21 protein-coding genes are annotated in these 20319 nt (G+C 66.8%); 15 read left to right on the top strand and 6 right to left on the bottom strand.

Annotation, left to right across the window (positions count from 1 at the left end):
* The first annotated feature begins 1127 nt into the window (after positions 1-1127).
* The 5 genes from CVN68_RS01890 (at position 1128) to mobA (ending at position 3374) form a co-directional block, all read left to right on the top strand.
* On the top strand, positions 1128-1337 hold the full coding sequence (locus tag CVN68_RS01890) for a cold-shock protein (RefSeq protein WP_100280698.1): 210 nt from the start codon (positions 1128-1130) through the stop codon (positions 1335-1337).
* 96 nt (positions 1338-1433) lie between these two features.
* Entirely contained in the window at positions 1434-1652 is a 219-nt protein-coding gene (locus tag CVN68_RS01885) for a hypothetical protein (protein WP_100280697.1), read from the top strand.
* Positions 1653-1855: 203 nt separating this feature from the next.
* Positions 1856-2062, top strand: coding sequence for a hypothetical protein (locus CVN68_RS01880; RefSeq protein ID WP_100280696.1), 207 nt, complete (start codon positions 1856-1858; stop codon positions 2060-2062).
* A 53-nt stretch (positions 2063-2115) separates the two neighbouring features.
* Positions 2116-2838: a formate dehydrogenase accessory sulfurtransferase FdhD gene (gene fdhD, locus CVN68_RS01875; RefSeq protein WP_100284160.1), complete on the top strand. Its 723-nt coding sequence runs from the start codon at positions 2116-2118 to the stop codon at positions 2836-2838.
* Positions 2835-3374, top strand: a complete 540-nt coding sequence (gene mobA / locus CVN68_RS01870) for a molybdenum cofactor guanylyltransferase (RefSeq protein ID WP_100280695.1) — start codon at positions 2835-2837, stop codon at positions 3372-3374. The genes fdhD and mobA overlap by 4 nt, the downstream gene beginning before the upstream one ends.
* A gap of 94 nt (positions 3375-3468) precedes the next feature.
* Here mobA and CVN68_RS24380 read toward each other — a convergent pair whose 3' ends face one another.
* The 6 genes from CVN68_RS24380 to CVN68_RS01845 all read right to left on the bottom strand — a co-directional run bounded on the left by CVN68_RS24380 (position 3469) and on the right by CVN68_RS01845 (position 9110).
* The gene (locus CVN68_RS24380) at positions 3469-3648 is read right to left on the bottom strand and encodes a transposase (protein ID WP_407695527.1); all 180 of its coding nucleotides are present in this window, start codon (positions 3646-3648) and stop codon (positions 3469-3471) included.
* Complete coding sequence (locus tag CVN68_RS24375) at positions 3645-3848, bottom strand: transposase (RefSeq protein WP_407695543.1); 204 nt, start codon at positions 3846-3848, stop codon at positions 3645-3647. The genes CVN68_RS24380 and CVN68_RS24375 overlap by 4 nt, the downstream gene beginning before the upstream one ends.
* A 660-nt stretch (positions 3849-4508) precedes the next feature.
* Entirely contained in the window at positions 4509-6920 is a 2412-nt protein-coding gene (locus CVN68_RS01860) for a TonB-dependent receptor domain-containing protein (protein WP_233503525.1), read from the bottom strand.
* Positions 6904-7842 (bottom strand): FecR family protein, encoded by a 939-nt coding sequence (locus tag CVN68_RS01855; protein ID WP_233503524.1) that lies wholly within the window; start codon positions 7840-7842, stop codon positions 6904-6906. The genes CVN68_RS01860 and CVN68_RS01855 overlap by 17 nt, the downstream gene beginning before the upstream one ends.
* A gap of 33 nt (positions 7843-7875) precedes the next feature.
* A complete protein-coding gene (locus CVN68_RS01850; RefSeq protein WP_100284158.1) occupies positions 7876-8391 on the bottom strand; it encodes an RNA polymerase sigma factor in 516 nt (171 codons plus the stop codon).
* A gap of 101 nt (positions 8392-8492) precedes the next feature.
* Entirely contained in the window at positions 8493-9110 is a 618-nt protein-coding gene (locus CVN68_RS01845; protein WP_233503523.1) for a M23 family metallopeptidase, read from the bottom strand.
* Between the two features lie 203 nt (positions 9111-9313).
* On the opposite strand from CVN68_RS01845, the gene CVN68_RS01840 reads away from it, so the two are divergent.
* The 10 genes from CVN68_RS01840 to CVN68_RS01795 are packed head-to-tail and all read left to right on the top strand — an operon-like array spanning position 9314 to position 20317.
* Positions 9314-10126 carry an aldolase/citrate lyase family protein gene (locus CVN68_RS01840; RefSeq protein WP_233503522.1) on the top strand — a complete coding sequence of 271 codons (813 nt, stop codon included), beginning with the start codon at positions 9314-9316 and terminating at the stop codon, positions 10124-10126.
* A gap of 8 nt (positions 10127-10134) precedes the next feature.
* Complete coding sequence (locus tag CVN68_RS01835; RefSeq protein ID WP_100280692.1) at positions 10135-10962, top strand: inositol monophosphatase family protein; 828 nt, start codon at positions 10135-10137, stop codon at positions 10960-10962.
* On the top strand, positions 10959-12812 hold the full coding sequence (locus tag CVN68_RS01830) for an SLBB domain-containing protein (RefSeq protein ID WP_100280691.1): 1854 nt from the start codon (positions 10959-10961) through the stop codon (positions 12810-12812). The genes CVN68_RS01835 and CVN68_RS01830 overlap by 4 nt, the downstream gene beginning before the upstream one ends.
* Positions 12809-13909, top strand: coding sequence for a capsule biosynthesis protein (locus CVN68_RS01825; RefSeq protein WP_100280690.1), 1101 nt, complete (start codon positions 12809-12811; stop codon positions 13907-13909). Before CVN68_RS01830 ends, CVN68_RS01825 begins: the two co-directional genes overlap by 4 nt.
* A complete protein-coding gene (locus CVN68_RS01820; RefSeq protein ID WP_100280689.1) occupies positions 13906-14862 on the top strand; it encodes a glycosyltransferase family 2 protein in 957 nt (318 codons plus the stop codon). The genes CVN68_RS01825 and CVN68_RS01820 overlap by 4 nt, the downstream gene beginning before the upstream one ends.
* A complete protein-coding gene (locus CVN68_RS01815) occupies positions 14859-16151 on the top strand; it encodes a hypothetical protein (RefSeq protein ID WP_100280688.1) in 1293 nt (430 codons plus the stop codon). The genes CVN68_RS01820 and CVN68_RS01815 overlap by 4 nt, the downstream gene beginning before the upstream one ends.
* On the top strand, positions 16148-17161 hold the full coding sequence (locus CVN68_RS01810) for an NAD-dependent epimerase/dehydratase family protein (RefSeq protein WP_100280687.1): 1014 nt from the start codon (positions 16148-16150) through the stop codon (positions 17159-17161). The genes CVN68_RS01815 and CVN68_RS01810 overlap by 4 nt, the downstream gene beginning before the upstream one ends.
* Positions 17158-18978 (top strand): thiamine pyrophosphate-binding protein, encoded by a 1821-nt coding sequence (locus CVN68_RS01805; RefSeq protein WP_100280686.1) that lies wholly within the window; start codon positions 17158-17160, stop codon positions 18976-18978. Before CVN68_RS01810 ends, CVN68_RS01805 begins: the two co-directional genes overlap by 4 nt.
* Positions 18975-19403, top strand: coding sequence for a GtrA family protein (locus CVN68_RS01800; RefSeq protein WP_199560180.1), 429 nt, complete (start codon positions 18975-18977; stop codon positions 19401-19403). Before CVN68_RS01805 ends, CVN68_RS01800 begins: the two co-directional genes overlap by 4 nt.
* Positions 19400-20317 carry a class I SAM-dependent methyltransferase gene (locus tag CVN68_RS01795; protein WP_100280685.1) on the top strand — a complete coding sequence of 306 codons (918 nt, stop codon included), beginning with the start codon at positions 19400-19402 and terminating at the stop codon, positions 20315-20317. The genes CVN68_RS01800 and CVN68_RS01795 overlap by 4 nt, the downstream gene beginning before the upstream one ends.
* Positions 20318-20319: the final 2 nt, after the last annotated feature.

The following is a 20319-nucleotide window of genomic DNA, read 5'->3' as shown; positions in this document are numbered from 1 at the left end:
AACGTGAACGTGACCGTGTGACGTTCGTCCGGCTTGAAGATGTGCCACGTCGAGGAACGACATCGGCCCGTCGATTGGCGGATCATCGGCGGCTCCGCCATCGGTGGAACGACCGCCGTATAAGCATGGATAGACCTCGACGTCCTTGGTGTTGGCGAGGTTGAAAATCGAACCGTCTTGCGTCGCGCCGTCGAGACTGTCGCCAGGGACGAACTCGAACACTGGAATGTCGTCGAGATAGAGCCGGCTGATCGACGGCCGCGTCACGCGCAGGCTGAGCGAGGCGTTCGCCGCGCCGTTGGTGCTCGAGGGCAGATCGTTGGCGGCGAGCACGGCATCGGCATTGGCGCGTGCGTCGGTCACGATCTCGGGCAACCTCAATATGTGCGGACTGAACGGCCGCGAGCCGCGGCGCGCGACCACGACGATGCTGCCTCTTCACCCGCCGCTTCGAGGCGGATGGTGATCTCCCGCGCGCTGGCCGGATCGAGGTGAACAGCCGCATCCCGGTAGCCGATCGCGGAGACCACGATGTCCGCACCGCCTCGGCGCGATCGCTGGCGCGCAGCACCCTGGCGAGCAAAGCGGCACAACCGTCCCGTCCCCAACCCGGCCGCAGAGCGCGCGCCGGCTCGGCCGGCTGATCCAGCGCGTTGCGCAGATTCTTCTCCACGGAACAATTCTTCGAGCGCAGTGAGAGCACGAGCAGCCACGCCCGCGCCCTTCGGACCTGCGACCTCCGGCATCTCGACGCTGACTCCACGACCTGCCGCCGGCTCGATCGCCCGATCCGTTTCGGCGCCAACATCCGGGTCGGGCGGCCTCAGAAACGACGGATGGCGATCCCAGCCTGCCGCCGCCTGGTTCGGGCAGTGCACCCGGCCTGTGGTGCCAGCCTGCAACCCCCGCCCTTCTTTGCTTCTCGATGCCGGCCCTGCGTGAATCCGCCCCCGGACGGATGCCCCTTGCAATTTGCAGTACGTTCCCCCATATCAAGAGCGCTGACGTCGCATGCGACGGATATCGGGCCGCCTCGGCTCCTCCCTATGTCCCTTTCTAGCCTCACCGAAGCCGGGATGCGCCGCTGTTGGCGCATGCCCGTCATGCATGGGACAAGGATGCCCGTTATGATCACCGGAACCGTGAAATTCTTCAACGCCGACAAGGGCTATGGCTTCATCGCGCCCGAGAGCGGCAATGGCGGCGACGCCTTTGTCCACATCTCCGCGGTCGAGCGTGCAGGCATGCATACCCTCGATAAGGACCAGCGCGTCTCGTACGAACTCGAGACGGACAACCGCGGCAAGACTTCGGCTGTCAATCTCCAGGCTGCCTAAAGGCTGTCGGTTCGGGCGGGTACGCAAGTGCCCGCCCGAACTTTGTTGATCGACCATCCCTCGCGGACGGTCCGGGATCCTGAACGGAGTGCGCCTATGTCCAGAGCGATCAATATCAAGGCGACGAAAGACCATGTCATCGCCACCTGCGCCAAGCGCAAGGTGCCGATCAGCGCGATCGAGGCGTTGCTCTCGGGCGGCACCCGCGTCGTGATGAACAACGCGGACGACACCGCGCTCATCGCCAAAGCCTATGGTTCGAAAGTGATTACCGGTACGGTTACGCGTACGCCCACGCGGATGGGCATGCTCTGACACCGACCCGTCGGCGCTGCACGCAGCGCTAGTGAAGCGGAAAGCTGCTTGCCGGCACAGACCGCAAGCCGGCTTTCCGGTTCCGATCCCGCGATGTTATTTACCCGGCACGGACCGCGGCGCGCGGATTTTCCTTGAAGTCGTTGCACGCCGAACCATTTTCCTCGAAGCCGGTTCAGGCGGGCGGCGGAAGGGTAAGCGTCATGGCGAAGCAGCGTTCGGACAAGCCCGAAATCAGGCCCTTTGCTCTGGCCCGGCGCGAGGGCCTGATCGTCGCTCCCTATGATATCCCGCGCGGCTGCCTCGGCGCTTATTATCCCGAGGCGAATGTGCTGATGCCGGTCGAGCACCATGCTGAGCAGAGCCACGTCCCCGCCGCCAAATCGGTGCCGGTTCGGATCCGCGTTTGACTGGCGCCCTGCCTCTGAAGTTCGAACGGATCGGCGCCGACGGGCTGGTCGAGATGGGGACGCGCGCGATCCCCGAAGAGGTCCCCGTCGCGATCGAGTGCAACGGCCTGGGCTATGCCGTGCTGATGGCCACCCCGAGCGATCTGCTCGACCTCGGCTACGGCTTCGCGCTGACCGAACGGTTGATCGATGGTGCCGACGATATGCTCGACGCCGAAGTGCACGCAGTGGAACGCGGCATGCTGCTGCGCCTGACATTGTCGGCGCGGGTGGCCGAGCGTTTGCACGACCGGGTCCGGCATCGCACCGCGGATTCGTCCTGCGGTTTGTGCGGAGTCGAGAACCTCGAGCAGGCGCTGCGTCCTTTGCCTGCACGGCAAGTTCGCTGGGCGGGTGAGGATCAGGCGGTATTCGCCGCACTTCAGGCGCTCGCGGCTGCCCAGCCCCTCGGCGCGGCCACCTACGCAGTGCATGCGGCCGCGGCCTGCTCCGCGGAGGGCGCGATCCGGTGTGTCCGCGAGGATGTCGGCCGCCACAACGCCTTCGACAAGCTCATCGGCGCGATGCTGCGCGAGCACATGGGCTGGGATCACGGCTTCGCGCTGCTCACGTCGCGCTGCTCGTACGAGTTGGTCGAGAAGGCAGCGCTTTCCGGTTGCCCGATGCTGGCAACCATCTCCGCACCTACAGCGCTGGCGATCGCCCGCGCCAAGGAGGCTAGACTCGAACTGCGGGTACTTGCTCGCTCCGACTCCTTACTGCGACCGGTCTCGTGAAACTGCTCGGCGCCATCCTCGCCGGCGGCGCCTCGCGCCGTTTCGGCAGCGACAAGGCCGACGCGTTGCTGGACGGCCGCAAGCTGGTCGACCATGTCGCGGAAGCGCTCCGACGCGACTGCGACGCGCTGGTGATCTGCGGTCGCATACACCCCGATATTCCCCGGCTTGAGGATCGGCCCGCCGCAGGCCTCGGCCCGCTCGGCGGGCTATGCGCTGCGCTGGAGCACGGCCGCGAAGCCGGTTTCGAGGCGGTGCTCAGCGCGCCTTGCGATGTGCCGAACTTGCCGGCCGACCTCTTCCTTCGGCTCGCGCAGGGTGGACTGTCAGCCTATGTCGCCGAGCATCCCGTCATCGGTCTTTGGCCATGCGCGCTGGTGGCCGATTTGCATTCCCGTCTGGAGCAGGAAGCCGACCGATCGATGCGGGCCTGGGTGCGCGCCGCGAAAGCAGCACCCGTCTCGTTCGGGTCCAGCATCTGCAATATCAACACGCGCGACGATCTGGCGGCGCTCCAGAGCGGCGCGCGTCCTTGAATCGTGGCGGCAAACGGGCGCCGCAGCACCGAAGAAAAAGGACCCGGCCCCAGCGAGCGGGAACCGGGCCTGACGGCCGGGAGGGGACCCGAACCTAGGCGACCTGGACAAACTTGAGCGAATATCTGGCGGTCGCGAGATGCACCATGCCAGGGAAACTGTTCGTCAGTTGGTCGTAGCGGGTAGCGATTGCACGGTTGATCTGGAGCTGGCCGAACATGCGCTCGATGCGATTGCGTTGCTTGTAGAGCGCCCGGTCATGCTGGATCTTCACGCGACGGTTTGACCGACCGGGAATGACGGCTTCGCTCCAGCGTCGGAAGCGGCGGTAGATGTGTTCCAACTGCCGTATGTGGGAGGCGCGTCGCGGCAGGGAGCGCCGCACCGAAGCCGCCAGAGGATGCCATTGATAATCGAGCGGTTCTGTTCCGGCGGCCTGCCTCGGCCACGGTTTTCCGGGTCTATTGGCAGCAAGTCATTCAGAACGCGCCACTCTGCTTCGGCCAGATCACCTCGGCTCAAGCCTGCCTCCAAAAGGCAGCGTCGAGTCAAGCACTTCTCGCTACGTCAATACTTCATGCAAATGTACCATTCCGCATTTCTCGGCAGCATGAAATCTGGCATCCCGTCCACGGGGACGGCGGGTAGCTCGCTAGCTGAGGAAAGCACGGTGGGATCGCTCTCGACCCAGTGCGCAAACTGACCATCGATCCAGGAATATGGTTTTTCCCCTCGCCCTCGAACAGCCAAGCCACAAAGCGCTCCGCGATTGTGCACCCCCACTCCACGGCGTCCTGCTCAGACGCGCTGGTGATCTACACTCCCGCGCTGGATTCGAAGTCGGTCCCATGCTCCGAATTTAACTGCAATTCGGTTGGCGATTCGTAGCCGAAAATAGACAGACGCTTCGTCAACATTTTCTGAGGCGACCCCACCAACTGCCGCCGTCAACGCTCTCCCTCTCAGAGGAGAAATTTGTCCACTTGGCCTAAAGCCTCCGACTCCAAGGTAGTGCAGGGCCGCGTGCACGACGCGTGACGGCCATCACGCCGAATGGTGCCTCCATCATGCTTAAGCCTCCCGGAGTCGCACGCGGCACGTCACTGCTCACGAGGCACTGGCGCAATGCGCCGGCTAAAAACTCAGATCGAACCCCAGCCGGACGCTGCGCGGCCTGAGCGGGGTGGTCTGGTCGCGGTCGCGGATGAGGAAGGGCGAGCCGAGCGCGAAGCGATTGCCGCGGGCGTCGAGCAGATTGGTGACCGCCACGCTGATACCGCGCCTGCCCTCGCCGACCCGCACTTCCACGCCGGTGTCGAGGTAATCGCCTTGCAGCCGTCCGAGGATCGGGCCGATCCCGAGGGTCGATTTGCCGACATAGCGGGCATAGCCGTTGGCGGTGAGTTCGAGATCGTCGCCAAGCGACCTGGTCCAGGCCATACCGATCCTGCCGCTGGCGTCGGCGACATTCGGCAGACGCTCGATCTGCGCGGTCAAGGATTCTTCCGCCGGCAGCGTCACGAAGGCACGCTCGGTGACCTTGCTGCCGTTGAGATAGAGCGCCGCATCGAACTCTAGCCCGGCGATCGGACGCCAGCGCGAGACCATACCGATCGACAGGACGCGGCCGTCGCCGGCATTGGCGGTGGTCGGAAATCCGAAGCCGTCGATCAAATCGGCCTGAATATCGGTCCAGCGGGTCGCCGACACGCTCACCGCGACGTCGAGTGCGGGGCTGCGATAGCGCCCGCCCGCCTCGACGGTCGAGACCCGGTCGCCGGCGAAGCGCTGGACAAATTCACGGCGAATGGCGATGCCGCCAGGGCGGAAACCCTGCTGATAGCGAGCGAACAGCGTCAATCCGTCGGCAACGCGATAGGCCGTCGCAATCGATGGCAGAAAACGCGTCTCGGAGCGCGAAGCGCGCGCGCCGGGATCGATACGATAGGCCACCACATCGGCAACGTCCTCCGAGCTTCCCGAGAGCCGCGCGTGAGTCAGCCTGCCGCCCAGCGTCAGCGTGAAGCGGTCGCGAGGCTCCACCGTCGCTTCGCCGTAGAGCGTCGCCTCGTCGACCTGATTGTTGACGCCGGTGAGCGCAGTGTCGAAGGGAGTGGCTTCCATACGACGATTGGTCTGCGCCCGGTTGTGCAACAGGCTGGCGGCGAGCAGCCAGCCGGTGCCGTTGACGCCGCGCCGGGCGAGGCGCACTTCCCCGGTGACCATCGAGATCCGGTTGGCCTGCGAATAAGCGGTGTTGGCAGCGCCTGCCGCCGGCCCCACCGCGAGGTCCTTGGTGTCGGCGAGTTCCGGTCCCTCGAACCGCTCGAACACATATTGTCCCGCATAGCCGAGCGACGAAGTCAGCTCGAGCGAGCCCCAATTCCTGCGGGTGACCAGATCGACCAGCCAATAATCGTTGCGGAACGGCTGGGCGATCGCGCTCGCGCGATCCAGTTCGCCGATATTGCGTTCGGCATATTGGCTGTCGTCGCCGTCGATGCGCTGGCCCACCGCGTTGAGATCTACGATCCAGTCGTCGCCAGGGTCGACGCGCAGCGCGGCGCGGCCACCAAAGGTGCGTACGCGGTTGATGTCGTCGATCCCGCGGCCGACATCATCGATATAACCGCCCTCGACCGATCCGAAGGCGAGCGCGCGGAATCCGATCACGTCCTGCTTCAGCGGAAGATTGAGGATCGCACCGCCATCGACGCCCGGTTTGCCGTGCTGGACGGCCAGCACCCCGCCCCACGCCGAACCTTCGAAGGTGCCGAGATCTGGCGAGCGCGGCACCACGCGGACCACGCCACCGAGCGACCCGGCCCCGTAAAGCGTGCCCTGCGGCCCTTCGAGCACTTCGACGCTGCGCACGTCGTAGAGCCGCAAATTGGGGTCCGGCGCGCTATAGGTGATCCGGCTGTTTCCCCAATATTGGCCGACGGTCGACTGGGTCGGGCCGACGAAGCTCGAATCGGCGATGCCACGGATGAAGAGCTTGTTGCGGCCCGGGCCGAGATGGGTCGAGGCGACGCTCGCGATGCGCGCCTCGATCGCCTCTGTGCCGCGCGCGCTCTCGGCCGCGCTCAGAGTTTCGCCGTCGACGATCTGCACCCCGCCCGGATAGGAGCCGAGCGGAATATCGCGCTTGGTCGCGGTGACGACGATTTCTTCGGGTGCCGGCGCCGGTTCGGCGGCCGGCTGGCGAGGCCGCGGGGGCCGCGGGCGCGCAGCAGCCGGCGCCTTGGTCACGCGCTCGACGAGATAGGTCCCCGGAGCGACGCGCCGGGCGCGGAGCGCATTGCCCTGCAGCATGCGCTCGAGCGCCTGCCCGGCGGTGAAACGCCCCCGCACCGGGCGCAGCTGCGCGCTGGCGAGGCCGGGCTCGCGAAAGCCGATGCTCGCGCCGGTCTGCCGGCTGAGCAGCTTGATCGCGACATCGAGGCGCGATGCGGCGATGGCGATGTCGGCCGCTCGCTCCTGCGCAAGCGCAGGAGACGCCACCATCAAGGAAACGAGGGCGAGCGGGCTAGCGGGGCGGGCCATGGGCCGGGGACATCGTCCATCCTTCCCCATCTGCGATGAACTCGACGCCGAGCAGCGGGCCTGCCCGCGCCAGCACCTCTTCGGGCGTACCCCGCAGCACGAGGGTTCCGGTGAAGCGAAGCCGTCCCGCCCCGCCGGCACTCCGCACCGGGCGGCCGATGCTGCGGGTCAGGTCGCGCGCCACCTGATCCAGCGCGGGATTGTCATATTGCAGCTCGCCCGTCGCCCAGCTGCCGACCGTCTGGGGGCTCGCCTTGCCGAGCAGCGGCTTAGCACTCTTGCCTTGCCGCGTCAGCGTATCGCCCGGCGCGAGCCGCACCTCGCCCGGACCCGGCTGGTAGATCACCGCGCCTTCGGCAACCGCCACTTCGAGCGCGTCGCCGTCCTGCACGACGTTGAACACGGTCCCCGCGTCGACGAGCCGCGTCCCGCCCGACACCACCACGAACGGATCGCTGGCGTCGTGCCGCACGTCGAACCGCGCCTCACCATGCTCGAGCACCACTTGCCGCGGCGTATCGGGATCGATCGTCACTCGGGTCGCACCGTTCAGCGCCAGCCGCGATCCGTCGGCCAGCTCGATCGTGCGATGCTCTCCTGGCGCAGTCGCGATCTGTTGCGCCGGCGCATCGCGGTCGAGCACCATCCAGCCCCCGACCACTGCGACCGCAGCCGCGGCGGCAGCGCTGCCGGCAAGCCACCAGCGCCGTACCGGCAGCGCGTCGGGCTCGACGGCGGGCGCCGCCGAGAACAACGCTACCGCCCAGGCCTCGTCGTCCAGCGCAGCCTCATAGGCCGCGAGATGCGACGGATCGCGCTCGAGCCATTCGGTGAAGCCGGTCCAGTCATCGAACGCCGGCTCCTGGACACGGATCGCCCATAGCCGGGCGGCCTCCTGAATGTCCGAATCCTGTGCGCTCATCGCCATAACAACCCTATGACGGAGCCGGCGCGATCATTCCGCATCGAATTTCGCCCTGAGCTGCGCGAGCGCGCGATAGGCCTTTTGCAGATCTTTCTCGACCGAGCTCAAACTGACGCCAAGCTCGCGCGCGATCGCGACCTGGCCGAGCCCGTCGAGCCGGCATCGGCGAAACACCAATTCGACCCGCGGCCCCAACGTGGCGAGCGTCGACTGGACCTCGCGCAGCCGTTCGCGGGCGATGAGCGCGCGCTCACCCATCGGCTGCTCTTCGCTCGGCCCGCTGGTCTCGTGCCAGTCCTGATGCCGGCGATCGCGGCTCACGGTCGAGCGGCGGCGATCACGGACCAGATTCTCGGCCGCGCGGAACAGATAGGAGAGCGGGTCGGCGATCGGCTGGGCAGGTGTCGCTGCCACCCGCTGCCACAGATCGTGCAGCGCATCCTCCGCATCATCGCTCATCCCGCGCGCTGCGAGGAAGCGCAACAGTCGGCTGCGCTCATTCAGGATGACGCGCTGGAGTCCGCTGATATCGTCGTCTCGATTCATCACGCGCGGCAAGGCACGCACCGGGGCATTTGCCAACCCCTTGCTGCGATATTCGGGACTCGAAAACCGACCTGCTGCTGCAAAGGAGATTCCATGGCGATTCAAAAGGCGCGTCCCTGCAATTGCTCGGCACGCGCCTGGGCGAAGGCCGAGATATGGGGCGCGTCGGGCGCGATCCAAGCCTTGGCCGAAGCCGGCGCCTCCGCACCCGGATCCAGCGCTCCGGGCCCCAGATAGGGCAGCGGATCGACCGCGCGGCCGCCGATGCGCACTTCGAAATGGAGGTGGCTACCGGTCGAGCGTCCGGTCGATCCCATCAAGGCAACGGCCTGCCCCCGCTCGACGCGGGCGCCAGGGCGCACCAATATTCTCGAAAGATGGGCATAGCGCGTCGAGAGCGCGCCATCGTGATCGATCTCGACCATCTCGCCATAGCTTCCCGACCTGCCGGCGAAGCGCACCACGCCGGGCGCCGACGCCAATATCGGCGTCCCGAGAGGACCGGGCATATCGAGGCCATAGTGCATCGCAGCGGTCTTCCGAAACGGATCGCCGCGCCGTCCAAATCGCGAGGAGAGCTTGGGAAGCACCACGCGGACCGCCGGCGGATCGCGATGCTCGGGCTCGATCCGCGGCGTCGGGGCCGGCGTCGCGTCGACCACGCGATCTCGAAAGATGGGACTGTTGCCGCCGGGAAGTTCGGTGATGCCCGGCGCCACTGGTCCAGGGTCCGGGGAGGACAAGAGCGCAAGGGCCAGATGGAGGGGCAACAGGCCGGGCATCATTGTTCTGACGGAGCCGGTTCCGCCGACCCGTAAGGTCCGGGCGAAAAAAAATTCCGGGCGCCGAAACGTTGCGGGAACCCGATCGAGGCTCCGTCTCACTCCCCGTCAGTACATGCTTATCAACCAGGGAGGCGAGGATGAATGCCACGGAACGCCGCATGCTCGACATGCTCAAAAAAGGTCGTGACCGCTACGGCGTCGTCGCGGTCAAGGCGGAGTTCGAGGCGGAGGGCACCCGTCCGGACGAATTCCTGCGCCTGCTCGAAATCGCACATCGCGCCGATCTGAAGGTCGCGCTCAAGATCGGGGGGTGCGAGGCAGTGTCGGATCTGCTCGCGTCGAAGCTCTACGGCGTCGATCATATCATCGCACCGATGGTCGAGACTCCCTATGCCCTGACCAAGTTCGCCGAGGCTAGGGCGAAGACCTATGGCGACAATGCCGAGGGCGCGCAGTTCCTGTTCAATCTCGAGACCGAAGCGACGTTGCGCAATCTCGACGCGATGCTGCCCATCGCCAAGGCGAAGCTGGACGGGATCGTCTTCGGCCGCGTCGATTTCACGCTGTCGCGCGGGCTGGCGCGTACTGCGATCAACGACCGCGAGATCACCGACGCGGTCCTTCAGGTCGCAAAGGCCTGCGCCGCAAATGACCTAACCCTGGTGGTCGGCGGCTCGGTCGCGGCAGAGGCCGGTCCGGCACTGCGCGAAATCCGCGGCGTGCGGCTCGATCGCTTCGAGACGCGCAAGGTGATCTTCGACGGCGCGGCGGCGGAATCGCCCTTGTTCGAGGCCGGCATCGCCAATGCCGTCGCGTTCGAGCTGGCGTGGCTCGAGAATAAGCGCGATCATTATCGCGCGATCGCCGACGAGGATCTGTCGCGCATCCGGATGATCCAGGAGCGAAGTGGCGGCGCCGCGATCGGACGTTTGGCGAGCGTGGCCGCCTGATCGCATCCATGTCGTTGCACGAAGAGGTTTCCGCGCTGCTGCGCACCGTCGCCGCGCACGTGGTGCTTCCGCGCTTCCGTGCGCTCGCGGGACACGAAATCGCGATCAAGTCGGCCGGGGAGATCGTCACGATCGCCGATCGCGAGGCGGAACTCCGGCTGCACGACGGGCTGGCGGCACTCGGCGTCGGCGCGCGCATCGTCGGCGAGGAAGCGGCCGAGCGCGATCCGGCGCTGCTCGACCATGTCGGCAACGGCCTGGTCTGGCTGATCGATCCGCTCGACGGCACCGCCAATTTCGCTGCCGGGCGGGAGCCGTTCGGCATGATGATCGCGCTAGTCGAGGATGGGGCTCCGCTTGCCGGCTGGATGCTCGATCCGCTGAGCGGGCGGCTGTGCCATGCGGCGCGCGGCGAAGGCGCAACTTGCGACGGCGTGCCGGTCCATACCCGGCCGACCGGCGCGTCGCGGCCGCGCGCGGCGCTCGGCACCCATTTCCTCGCGCCCGATCGACGCGCGCAGGTCCATGCCCGTGCCGATCACGATCTGGAGATCGTCGCCGTCCCCCGCTGCGCGGCCGAAAGCTATCCCCGGCTCGCGCTCGGCACCGACGACATCGCTTTGTTCCAGCGCATCCTGCCTTGGGACCATGCCGCGGGGGCGCTGTTCCTCACCGAGGCTGGCGGCCACATCACGCATTGGGACCGCTCCCCGTACCGCGCCGGCGGTAGCGGTGTGGGTGTCCTCGCCGCCGCCAGCGAGACGCAGTGGGAACGCGCGGCCGACATCCTGCTCGGCTCCGTCGCCGACATTGAACTGGATTCTCAGACCGCATGACTGTCCGATGGAAGCTTCTCGCCGGTGTCCTCGCCGCGACACCCCTGCCCGCGACTGCGCAGCTCGCGCCCCCGGTTGCCGGGGGACAGCAACAAGCCGATCCGCTCGCCCGACGCGCCGGGGCGGCGCAGGTGGCGATCCCGCCCGCCGAGGTCACGCCCTATCAACCGACGGTGATCGAGGCGCCGGCCACGGATTCTCAGACCTCCCCTGAGCAGGGGCCGCGGAGCGCTCCGCTTAACCCGACGCCGCCGAGCGAATTCGAGCGCTACGTCTCGGCAGCCGCGGGCATGTCGCTGCGCCGGTTCGGCGCCGATCTGCTCGTGCCGGGTGCCCGCGACTTCACTGCCGGGCCGAGCGCCACCGTGCCGCCCGACTATCGCCTCAACCCAGGCGACGAGCTGCTGCTCGGCCTGACCGGCTCGGTCCAGGCGGCCAGTCTCCGGCTGACCATCGACAGCGAGGGGCGGATCTTCGTGCCGCGGATCGGCGCGATCACGGTGGCCGGAGTACGGTATGGCGATGTCCATGACGTGATCGCGCGTCGTGTGTCGCGGCAATATCGCGGCTTCCAGCTCGAAGTGACGGTGGCCCGGCTGCACGGCGTGACGGTCTACGTCACCGGCTTCGCCGCGGCGCCCGGATCCTACACCGTGGGCAGCCTGTCGACTTTGGTCAACGCGGTGCTCGCCTCGGGCGGGCCGGCCGCGGGGGGCAGCTTCCGCTCGATCCAGCTGCGCCGCGGCGGCCGCCTCGTCTCGGACTTCGATCTTTACGATCTGCTGCTCAAGGGCGATCGCAGCGGCGATGCCGTGCTCCAGAATGGCGACGTCCTCTACATCGCACCCGCCGGCGAACAGGTCGCGGTGATCGGTAGCATCAATCGCGAAGCAATCTACGAACTGGCTCCCGACGAGACAGTCAGCGACGCGATCCTCCATGCCGGCGGAGTCAACACCGTGGCGGATTCGAGCCGGCTGATGGTGTTCGATTCGCTCGGCCGCGAGCAACGCGGCTGGGACGAATTGAGCGCAGCCGAGGCAATGACGCGCAAGGCCCGTCGCGGCGACATCGTGCGCGTGCTCTCCAATGTCGGCATCGCCCGCCCGCTCGAACAGCAATCGGTGCTCGTGACGATCAGCGGCGAGGTGTCGAAGCCCGGCCGCTATTATTTCAAGCCGGGAACGCGGCTGGCCGATGTGGTGGCGCAGGCCGGGGGGCTGACCACGCAGGCCTTCCCCTACGCCAGCGTGATCACCCGCGAGAGCGTCAAGGCGCAACAGCAGCAGAGCTTCGACCGCGCGGTTCAAGACGTCGAATTGCTGCTGACCTCGCAGCCGGTGACCTCGGCCAACCGCGCCCAACTCGTCCAGCCGGCCAATCTCACGCTCGTCCGCTCGATCGTCGATCAGTTGCGTGAACGCAAACCCAGCGGGCGGCTGGTGTTCGATTTGCCGGTCACCGCCGATACGCTGCCCGGCGAGCTGATCCTCGAGAACAACGACACCATCTATGTCCCGCCACGTCCGGTGACGGTCGGCGTTTTCGGCGCGGTGCCGACGCCCGCCTCCTTCGCCTATCGCGATGGCGTCACGGTCGGCGATTTCATCCGCCTCGCGGGCGGCGTGCAGAAGCTCGGCGACAAGGGCGAAGTCTTCGTCGTGCGCGCCAACGGCACGGTGCTTGCCGACGGCAAGCGCGTGCTGCGCGCACCTGCTCTGCCCGGCGACCTCGTCTATGTGCCGATCGACGCCAATCGCGGCGAATTCTGGGCGCGGCTGCGCGATATCACGAGTACGCTGTTCGGCGGACTGGTCGGCGCGGCTACGATCAAGAGTCTCGCCGAATGAGCCCGGTCGCGTTCGTGCGGGAGCCGCGCCAGCGGCGGATCGGCTATGCAGTGCTGGCACTGGTCCTCGCGCTGCTGTGTTTCTTCCCGCAGCCATACGTCGCCCGCGCGAAACTGGTGCCGCAGGACAATAACAGCATCGGGCTCGGCTCGATGATGAATGCGCTGGGCGGGCAGCTCCAGGGCTTCGCCGCATTGTTTGGCGGGGCGAAGCAGCCGATCGACATGTACCTGGCGATCTCGCGCGGCACCGAAGTCACCGACGCGGTCATCAGCGAGCTCAAATTGGTCGGGCCGAACGGCTATGCGAGCCAGGACCGCGCCCGGGTCGCGCTGGCGAAGAAGGTCGACATCCACTCGCTGACCGGCGGGATCGTCGAAGTCGAGGCGCGCACGCACGACGCGCGGCAAGCCGAGGCGATGACGCGCGCGTATGTGCAGGCCATCAGCGACCGGATCATCGCGCTGGGCCGCGACCGGGTCCGCCGCAAACGCGACGTGGTGCTCCAGCGTTTCAAGGAAGCCGCTGGTCGCGTGGTGAAAAGCGAAACCGCGCTCAATGCCTTCCGCCGGCGCAACCGCCTGGCCGAGCCCGAGGCACAGCTGGGCTCGGCGCTGTCGCTGCGCGCTGGGCTCGAGGCGCAGCTCCAGGCCAAGCTCGTCGAATTGCAGACGCTCCAGCGCTTCCAGGGCGAAGAGAATCCGCAGCTCCAGGCGGTGCAATCCGAAGTCGCCTCGCTGCGCGAACAGATCGCCAGGACCGCGAGCCCGAGCGCCGGCGTCGCCGGCCCCAACGTCGCGGGTCTCTCCGAGGTTTCGGGCGAGTATCTGAACCTCTATCGCGACTATCGTTTCGCCCAGGCGCTGTACGAGGTCTATGCGCGCTCTTCCGAAGAGGTCGCGGTGGAGACGCTCGCCGCGGAGACCGCATCGGACGTCCAGCTGATCGAGGCGCCGCGGCTCGATCCTGACCGCAAATACAACATCCCCGCGGTGGCGCTGCTGGCGCTGCTGATCGCCCTCGCCTTGTTCACCGAAATCTACGCGCCCGCGACCGGCATCGATCTGCGCTTCGGCCGCAAGGATCCGGGACAATGATCCCCGAATTGTCGATCGTCATCCCCTGTTTCAACGAGGAAGAGAATGTCCGCGCGATCTGCGCCGCGGTGACCGCCGAGGCGGCGCGGCAGGTGCGCTCGCACGAGATATTGCTGATCGACAATAAGTCCACCGACGCGACCCGCGAGCACATGCGCGCGCTCTGCGCGGAGGACCCGCGCATCCGCGCGATCTTCAACAACCGCAATTACGGCCAGATGCGCTCGCCGACCTATGGCATCTACCAGGCCGAGGGCGCGGCGGTGATCGGGATGTGCGCCGATTTCCAGGATCCGCCCGCGATGATCGGCGAATTCGTCCGCCAGTGGCGCGCCGGTGCGCAGATCGTGCTGGGGCAGCGCCGGTCGGAGCGCGCATCGCCAGTGCTCGGCGCGGTCCGTCGGCTCGGTTACGCCTTGCTGCGCAAGTTCGGCGACACTCCGGTGATCCCCGGCGCGACCGGGTTCGGGCTGTTCGATCGCGAGGTGGTGGACACGCTGGCGGCGTGGAACGAGCCCGAACCGTTCTTTCGCGGCATGCTGGTCGAGAGCGGCTTCCGGCTCGCAATCGTGCCGGTCGACCGGCCAGAGCGCGCCGCGGGGACGAGCAAGAACGGCCTGGGCTCGCTTGCCTCCTTCGCGCTCTCCGGGTTGGCGGGATCGGCCAGGTCGCTGCTGCGGCTGCCGATCCTGCTCGCCTTGCTCGCCGCCGGAATCGCATTGCTGACGCTGGTCGCAGGACTGGTCACGGGACCGAACCTCGCATTGCTCGGGCTGGCGCTGGGTTTCGGGATGTTCGCGGTGGTCTTGCTGTTCCTCGGGTTGATCGGCGACCAGGTGCGCATGCTCGCCGAGCGCAGCCGCAACGTGCCGCTGGTGATCGAGGCCGAACGAATCAACTTTCCGCCCGAGCGCCGCCGGCCCGCCGCGCGCACCCTGATCCGGCGGCCGTGAGGGCACGCCTGCGCCTGCTGCCCGAGCTGCTGCTCGCGCTCGCCGTGCTGGCGAGCGTGATCGCCACCGCTTTGGCGTTTCGCGAGACGGGCTATCTGCCGCAGCCCTTCGTGTTCGACACCAACGACACCTTCATGGACTGGTTCAACACCGCGTATTGGGCGAACCGCCCCGGCGCGTACGACGTCTGGCGCAGCATCTATCCGCCCTTGTCGTTCGTGTTCCTCGACCTGTTCAGCGTGCCCGGCTGCTATCTCCAGTCGCCCTTCCATGCGCGCGACTGCGACTGGCTCGGCAAAGGCGTCATCCTCGCATTCTATCTGCTCGACGTCGCCCTCGTCTGGCTGAGCTTCCGCCGCGCCGATCCGCGCACCGCGCCGATGCGGACGATCGCTTTCGGGCTGGGCTTGCCTTTGCTGTTCACGCTCGAGCGTGGCAATTTGATCCTCGTCGCCTTCGCCTGCTTCGTGATCGCGCATGGCCCGCTGGTGACGCGCGGGCCGTGGCGCTGGCTGGCGGCGGGAGCGACGATCAACTTCAAGCCGTATCTGCTGCTCCCGGTGCTCGCTTACGCGGTGAAGCGCGACTGGCGGTCGCTCGAGCTGTCGGCGATCGTGACGATCATCGCCTACCTCGTCACCCTCGCGATCGTCGGCGCGGGCACACCGATCGAGCTGGTCGCCAATACTGCCAACTGGGTCGTCTTCCAGAGCGGGCAAGTGTGGAATGAGATCCATTATTCAACAAGTTACGCGCCGTTCCTGATGATTCGAAATTCCCAGATCCCGGTGCTGCAATTCGTGCCGTCGCGCACCGTCGAGACGATCGAGTTCGTCGTGCCGATCGTGATCCGCGCGAGCCAGGCCGTGGCTCTGCTCGCGCTGGCGGGGGCGTGGCTTCAGCCCAAAGCGCTGCCGCTCCACCGCGTATCGACGATCCTGCTCGCCGCCTATCTGGTGACCCAGTCGCCGGGGGGCTACACCCAGACCTTCCTGCTGTTCCTCGTGCTGCTCGAGCCGTGGAAGGGGCCGGGTCCGATCGTCGCGATCGTCTGCGCCTATCTGCTGTGCCTCGTCACCGATTGGCCACTCTCGACCGTGCTCGAGCTTGCCACCAACAGCTGGCTGAGCGGCCGGCCGGTAACCCCGAATTTCGGGCTGGCGGTCGGGCATTTCGTGCGGCCGGGGCTGGTCGCGCTGATCCTCTGGGCACTCGCGCTCGACAGCATCGTGCGGGTGATCCGCGCCCACCGCACGCACCGTCCGTCGCTGGGGCTGGCGCCGGCATGATCTTCGAACAGGATCTGGCGACGATCGACAAGGCGCTCGCCTTGCTCTGGCCGCGGCTTTCGGGCGCGCGGATCTTCATGACCGGCGGCACCGGGTTCATCGGCCGGTGGATGCTCGAAGCGCTCGCCCGTTCGGGCATCGACGCGGAGGTGACTTTGCTCAGCCGCGATCCCGAGGGCTTCGCGGCGCGGGTGCCGCATCTCGCCGCGCGCTTTCGGCTTGTCGCCGGCGATGTGACCAGCTTCGCTGCGCGCGCCGGCGACTATACCCACGTCATCCATGCCGCCACCGATGCGAGCGCCGCGCTCAACGCGAACGACCCTCGGCGAATGTTCGACACGATCGTCGCGGGCACAAGACGCGCGCTCGATCTCGCGATGGATTGCAATGCCGTCCGCTTCCTCTTCCTGAGTTCGGGCGCGGTCTATGGTGCGCAGCCGCAGCAGGTGACGCACGTCGCCGAGGACTGGCGCGGCGGCCCCGATCCCTGCGACCCGCTCTCGGCTTACGGCGAGGGCAAGCGCGCCGCCGAGATGCTGTGCGCGATCTACGCGAAGCAATTCGGCCTCGAAATCGTCAATGCGCGCATCTTCGCGTTGCTCGGTCCCTTGCTCTCGCTCGATACCCATTTCGCCGCGGGCAATTTCATCCGCGACGCGATGCAGGGCCGGACGATCCGCGTCGTCGGATCGGGCGAGGCGGTGCGCTCGTACCTCTACGCCGCCGATCTCGTGGTGTGGCTGTGGACGCTGCTGATCGCGGGCAAGCCCGGCATGGTCTGCAACATGGGCTCGGAAGAGGCGGTGTCGATCGCCGATCTCGCCCGGCGGACCGCTTCCTTGCTCGGCGGTCCCGGCGTCGAGATTCTTGGGCGCCCCGATCCTGGCTGGAATCCAGGCCGCTACGTGCCCTCGACCGCGCACGCCCGCGCCGAGCTCGGCGTCGCCGCGACGGTGGGACTCGACGACGCGATTCGCCGCACGGCGCTCTCCAACGGATGGAAACCATGACTCTCGTAAAGCTCGCCGACTGGGTAGCCGACCGGATCGCCGCGCACGGCATCGGCCATGTCTTCATGATCACCGGCGGTGGCGCGATGCATCTCAACCATGCGCTGGGGACACACCCCAAGCTCGCCACCACCTTCACCCATCACGAGCAGGCACTGTCGATGGCAGCGGAGGCCTATTACCGGCTGACCAACCGGCTCGCGGTGGTCAACGTCACTTCGGGGCCCGGCGGGACCAATGCGATCACCGGGGTCTACGGCGCTTATGTCGATTCGATCGGCATGCTCGTGATCTCGGGACAGGTGAAGACCGAGACCACCGTCCGCGCCACCGGGCTGCCGCTGCGCCAGTTCGGCGACCAGGAGCTCGATATCGAGGAGCTCGTCCGGCCGATCACCAAATATGTGACGATGGTCACCGACCCGCTCAGCATCCGCTACCATCTCGAAAAGGCGCTGTATCTCGCCACTTCGGGTCGCCCCGGCCCGGTCTGGCTCGACATTCCGCTCGACGTGCAGGCCGCGAAGATTGACCCGACACAATTGGCCGGGTTCGATCCGGCCGAGCTGGAAGAGCCATGGAAGGCGACCGATCTCGATGCCGCCGCGGCCGCTATCCTCGACAAGCTGCGCAACGCCGAGCGCCCGGTGGTGTTCGCCGGGAGCGGCGTACGGTTGAGCGGCGCGCATGCCGGGTTCCTGCGGCTGATCGAGAAGCTCGGCGTACCCGTCGTCACCGGCTGGAACGCGCACGACGTGCTGTGGAACGCGCATCCGCTTTATGCAGGGCGCCCCGGCAGCGTGGGCGATCGCGGCGGCAACATGGTCACTCAGAGCGCCGATCTGCTGCTGATCCTCGGCAGCCGGCTCAACATCCGGCAGGTCAGCTATAACTGGAAGACCTTCGCGCGCGAGGCGTACAAGATCTGGGTAGACATCGATCCGCTCGAGCTGCGTAAGCCGACGGTGGTGCCAGACATGCCCGTCGTCGCCGACCTCGCCGAGCTGATCCCTGCTTTGCTCCAGGCGCCCTATCAAGGGCCGACGTCCGCGCACGACGAATGGCTGGAATGGTCCCGCGAGCGCGTGTGGAATTTTCCGGCGGTGCTCCCCGAATATCGCAATCACGGCCCGACCGTGCACCCCTATGTCGCGATGGAAGCATTGTTCGCGCAGCTCGGCGAGGACGATGTGGTGGTCACCGGCAATGGCAGCGCGTGCGTGGTCAGCTTTCAGGCCGCCGAGATCAAGCGCGGCCAGCGGCTGTGGACCAATTCGGGCTGTGCGACGATGGGCTATGACCTGCCCGCCGCGATCGGCGTTTGCGCCGCGACCGGCGGCAAGCAGCGCGTGATCGCGATCGCCGGCGACGGCAGCATCATGATGAACCTGCAGGAGATGCAGACCATCGCCGGTTATGGCCTGCCGGTGAAGATCTTCCTGATCAACAACAGCGGCTATGTCTCGATCTTCCAGACGCAGCGCAATTTCTTCAACGGCGTCGAGGTGGGCGGCGGGCCCAAGAGCAACGTCACCTTCCCCGATTTCGCCAAGCTCGCCGCGGCGTTCGGCTTCGCCTATTTCCGTGCGGAATCGCACAACGACTTGCCCGGCGCGATCGCTTCCACGCTGGCAACGGATGGGCCGGTGCTCTGCGAGATCATGATCGACGAGCATGTCGGCTTCGCCCCCAAGCTCAGCGCGAGAGCGCATCCCGACGGGCGGATAACTTCCCCGCCGCTGGAAGACCTTTCGCCGTTTCTCCCGCGCGAGATGCTGCGCGAGAATATGCGCATCGCGCTGCTGGAGGAGGAATGAAGCGCCGGATCGCCGGGATGCAGGCCCGCATCGGCGGGCGCCCGTTGCGCTTCCTCATCGCGGGGGGGCTCAACACGCTGGTGGGCCTGACTTTCTATCCGCTGCTGCTGTGGGCGGTGCCGCTGATGCGCACGCATTATCTGGCGGCTTTGGGCATCGCGCAGGTCGCCTGTCTCCTCTTCGCCTATGTGACCTACAAATACGGGGTGTTCCGCACCCAGGGTAACATGGCGCGCGAATTCGGCGCCTTTTCGGGCTTCTATCTGTTCAACTATGCCGCCAACTGGGCGATCCTGCCGTTGCTCGTCGAAACTGCCGGGGCGCACCCTTCGGTGGTCCAGACCGGCTTCAATCTGATCGTCATCGCCACCAGCTGGTTCTGGCACAGCCGCGTGACCTTCCGCGCGGCGGAGCGCACCGCATGACAGCCGAATTCCTGCACCGCCCCTGCCCGCTTTGCGGCGCTGCCGACTCGCGCGAGGAAGCGCATAGCCGCCGCCGCGCCGAGGCGCTCGGCTTCGCGGAGCTGCGCGGTTTTTGGTCGGGACTGAAGGAAAAGCCGTTCTTCAGTTACCACCGCTGCGCGGATTGCGGCCTGCTGTTCAACCCGGTCTATTTCCACGACGCCCAGCTCGCCGAACTCTACGCCGACATGGCGCCGAACATGCACATCGTCGCCGACGATTCGATCATCGCCACGCAGCGGGGCTATTTCAATCGGGCCGCGGAGCTTGCGCCGCTGACCGGCGGCTATCTGGAAATCGGCCCCGACGCCGGCCACGTCGTCCGCGAGGCGGCGGCAGTGGGTGATTTCGACCATTTCTGGTTGTTCGAGCCGAACCGCGCGATCTGGGACGCGCTGCGTTCGGCGACGGGCGGCAAGCCGACCATATTGCAGCCCGAAATGGACGACATCTCGGTGGTGCCGGACGGGTCGGTCGGGCTGGCAGTGATGATCCATGTGCTCGATCACATGCTCGATCCGCTGGCGATGCTGACCCAGATCCGCGCCAAGCTGGCACCGGGCGGCACGTTGATGATCGTCACGCACAACGAGAAGTCGCTGCTGCGCAAGGCGATGGGCGTCCGCTGGCCGCCCTTCTGCCTCCAGCATCCCGAAGTGTACAATCCGGGCACGATGCGCGCGCTGCTGGGCAAGGCCGGCTTTGCCGACGTCGCGGTCGAGCGCAGCCTCAACTATTTCCCGATCGACTTCCTCGCGCTCAACGCCGCCTGGGCGCTGGGGCTCAAGGTCGACCGCTTGCCCTTGCCCAGCAAGGCTGTCGGCGTACGGCTGGGCAATATCCAGACCTTCGCGCGGACGCCCGCCGCTGGATAAAG

Origin of the sequence: Sphingomonas psychrotolerans (assembly GCF_002796605.1) — a bacterium.
Lineage (GTDB): Bacteria > Pseudomonadota > Alphaproteobacteria > Sphingomonadales > Sphingomonadaceae > Sphingomonas > Sphingomonas psychrotolerans.
This window is presented reverse-complemented; position numbering and strand designations above follow the sequence as displayed.

Excerpts from the sequence above, each read along its gene's own strand:
- CVN68_RS01890 (WP_100280698.1), top strand. The coding sequence starts at position 1,128 with ATGATCACCGGAACCGTGAAATTCTTCAACGCCGACAAGGGCTATGGC.
- CVN68_RS01880 (WP_100280696.1), top strand. The coding sequence starts at position 1,856 with ATGGCGAAGCAGCGTTCGGACAAGCCCGAAATCAGGCCCTTTGCTCTG.
- CVN68_RS01840 (WP_233503522.1), top strand. The coding sequence starts at position 9,314 with ATGAATGCCACGGAACGCCGCATGCTCGACATGCTCAAAAAAGGTCGT.
- fdhD (WP_100284160.1), top strand. The coding sequence starts at position 2,116 with ATGGGGACGCGCGCGATCCCCGAAGAGGTCCCCGTCGCGATCGAGTGC.
- CVN68_RS01855 (WP_233503524.1), bottom strand. The coding sequence starts at position 7,842 with ATGAGCGCACAGGATTCGGACATTCAGGAGGCCGCCCGGCTATGGGCG.
- CVN68_RS01860 (WP_233503525.1), bottom strand. The coding sequence starts at position 6,920 with ATGGCCCGCCCCGCTAGCCCGCTCGCCCTCGTTTCCTTGATGGTGGCG.
- CVN68_RS01885 (WP_100280697.1), top strand. The coding sequence starts at position 1,434 with ATGTCCAGAGCGATCAATATCAAGGCGACGAAAGACCATGTCATCGCC.
- CVN68_RS01825 (WP_100280690.1), top strand. The coding sequence starts at position 12,809 with ATGAGCCCGGTCGCGTTCGTGCGGGAGCCGCGCCAGCGGCGGATCGGC.
- CVN68_RS01850 (WP_100284158.1), bottom strand. The coding sequence starts at position 8,391 with ATGAATCGAGACGACGATATCAGCGGACTCCAGCGCGTCATCCTGAAT.
- CVN68_RS01820 (WP_100280689.1), top strand. The coding sequence starts at position 13,906 with ATGATCCCCGAATTGTCGATCGTCATCCCCTGTTTCAACGAGGAAGAG.
- CVN68_RS01805 (WP_100280686.1), top strand. The coding sequence starts at position 17,158 with ATGACTCTCGTAAAGCTCGCCGACTGGGTAGCCGACCGGATCGCCGCG.
- CVN68_RS01810 (WP_100280687.1), top strand. The coding sequence starts at position 16,148 with ATGATCTTCGAACAGGATCTGGCGACGATCGACAAGGCGCTCGCCTTG.
- CVN68_RS01800 (WP_199560180.1), top strand. The coding sequence starts at position 18,975 with ATGAAGCGCCGGATCGCCGGGATGCAGGCCCGCATCGGCGGGCGCCCG.
- CVN68_RS01830 (WP_100280691.1), top strand. The coding sequence starts at position 10,959 with ATGACTGTCCGATGGAAGCTTCTCGCCGGTGTCCTCGCCGCGACACCC.
- CVN68_RS01835 (WP_100280692.1), top strand. The coding sequence starts at position 10,135 with ATGTCGTTGCACGAAGAGGTTTCCGCGCTGCTGCGCACCGTCGCCGCG.
- CVN68_RS01795 (WP_100280685.1), top strand. The coding sequence starts at position 19,400 with ATGACAGCCGAATTCCTGCACCGCCCCTGCCCGCTTTGCGGCGCTGCC.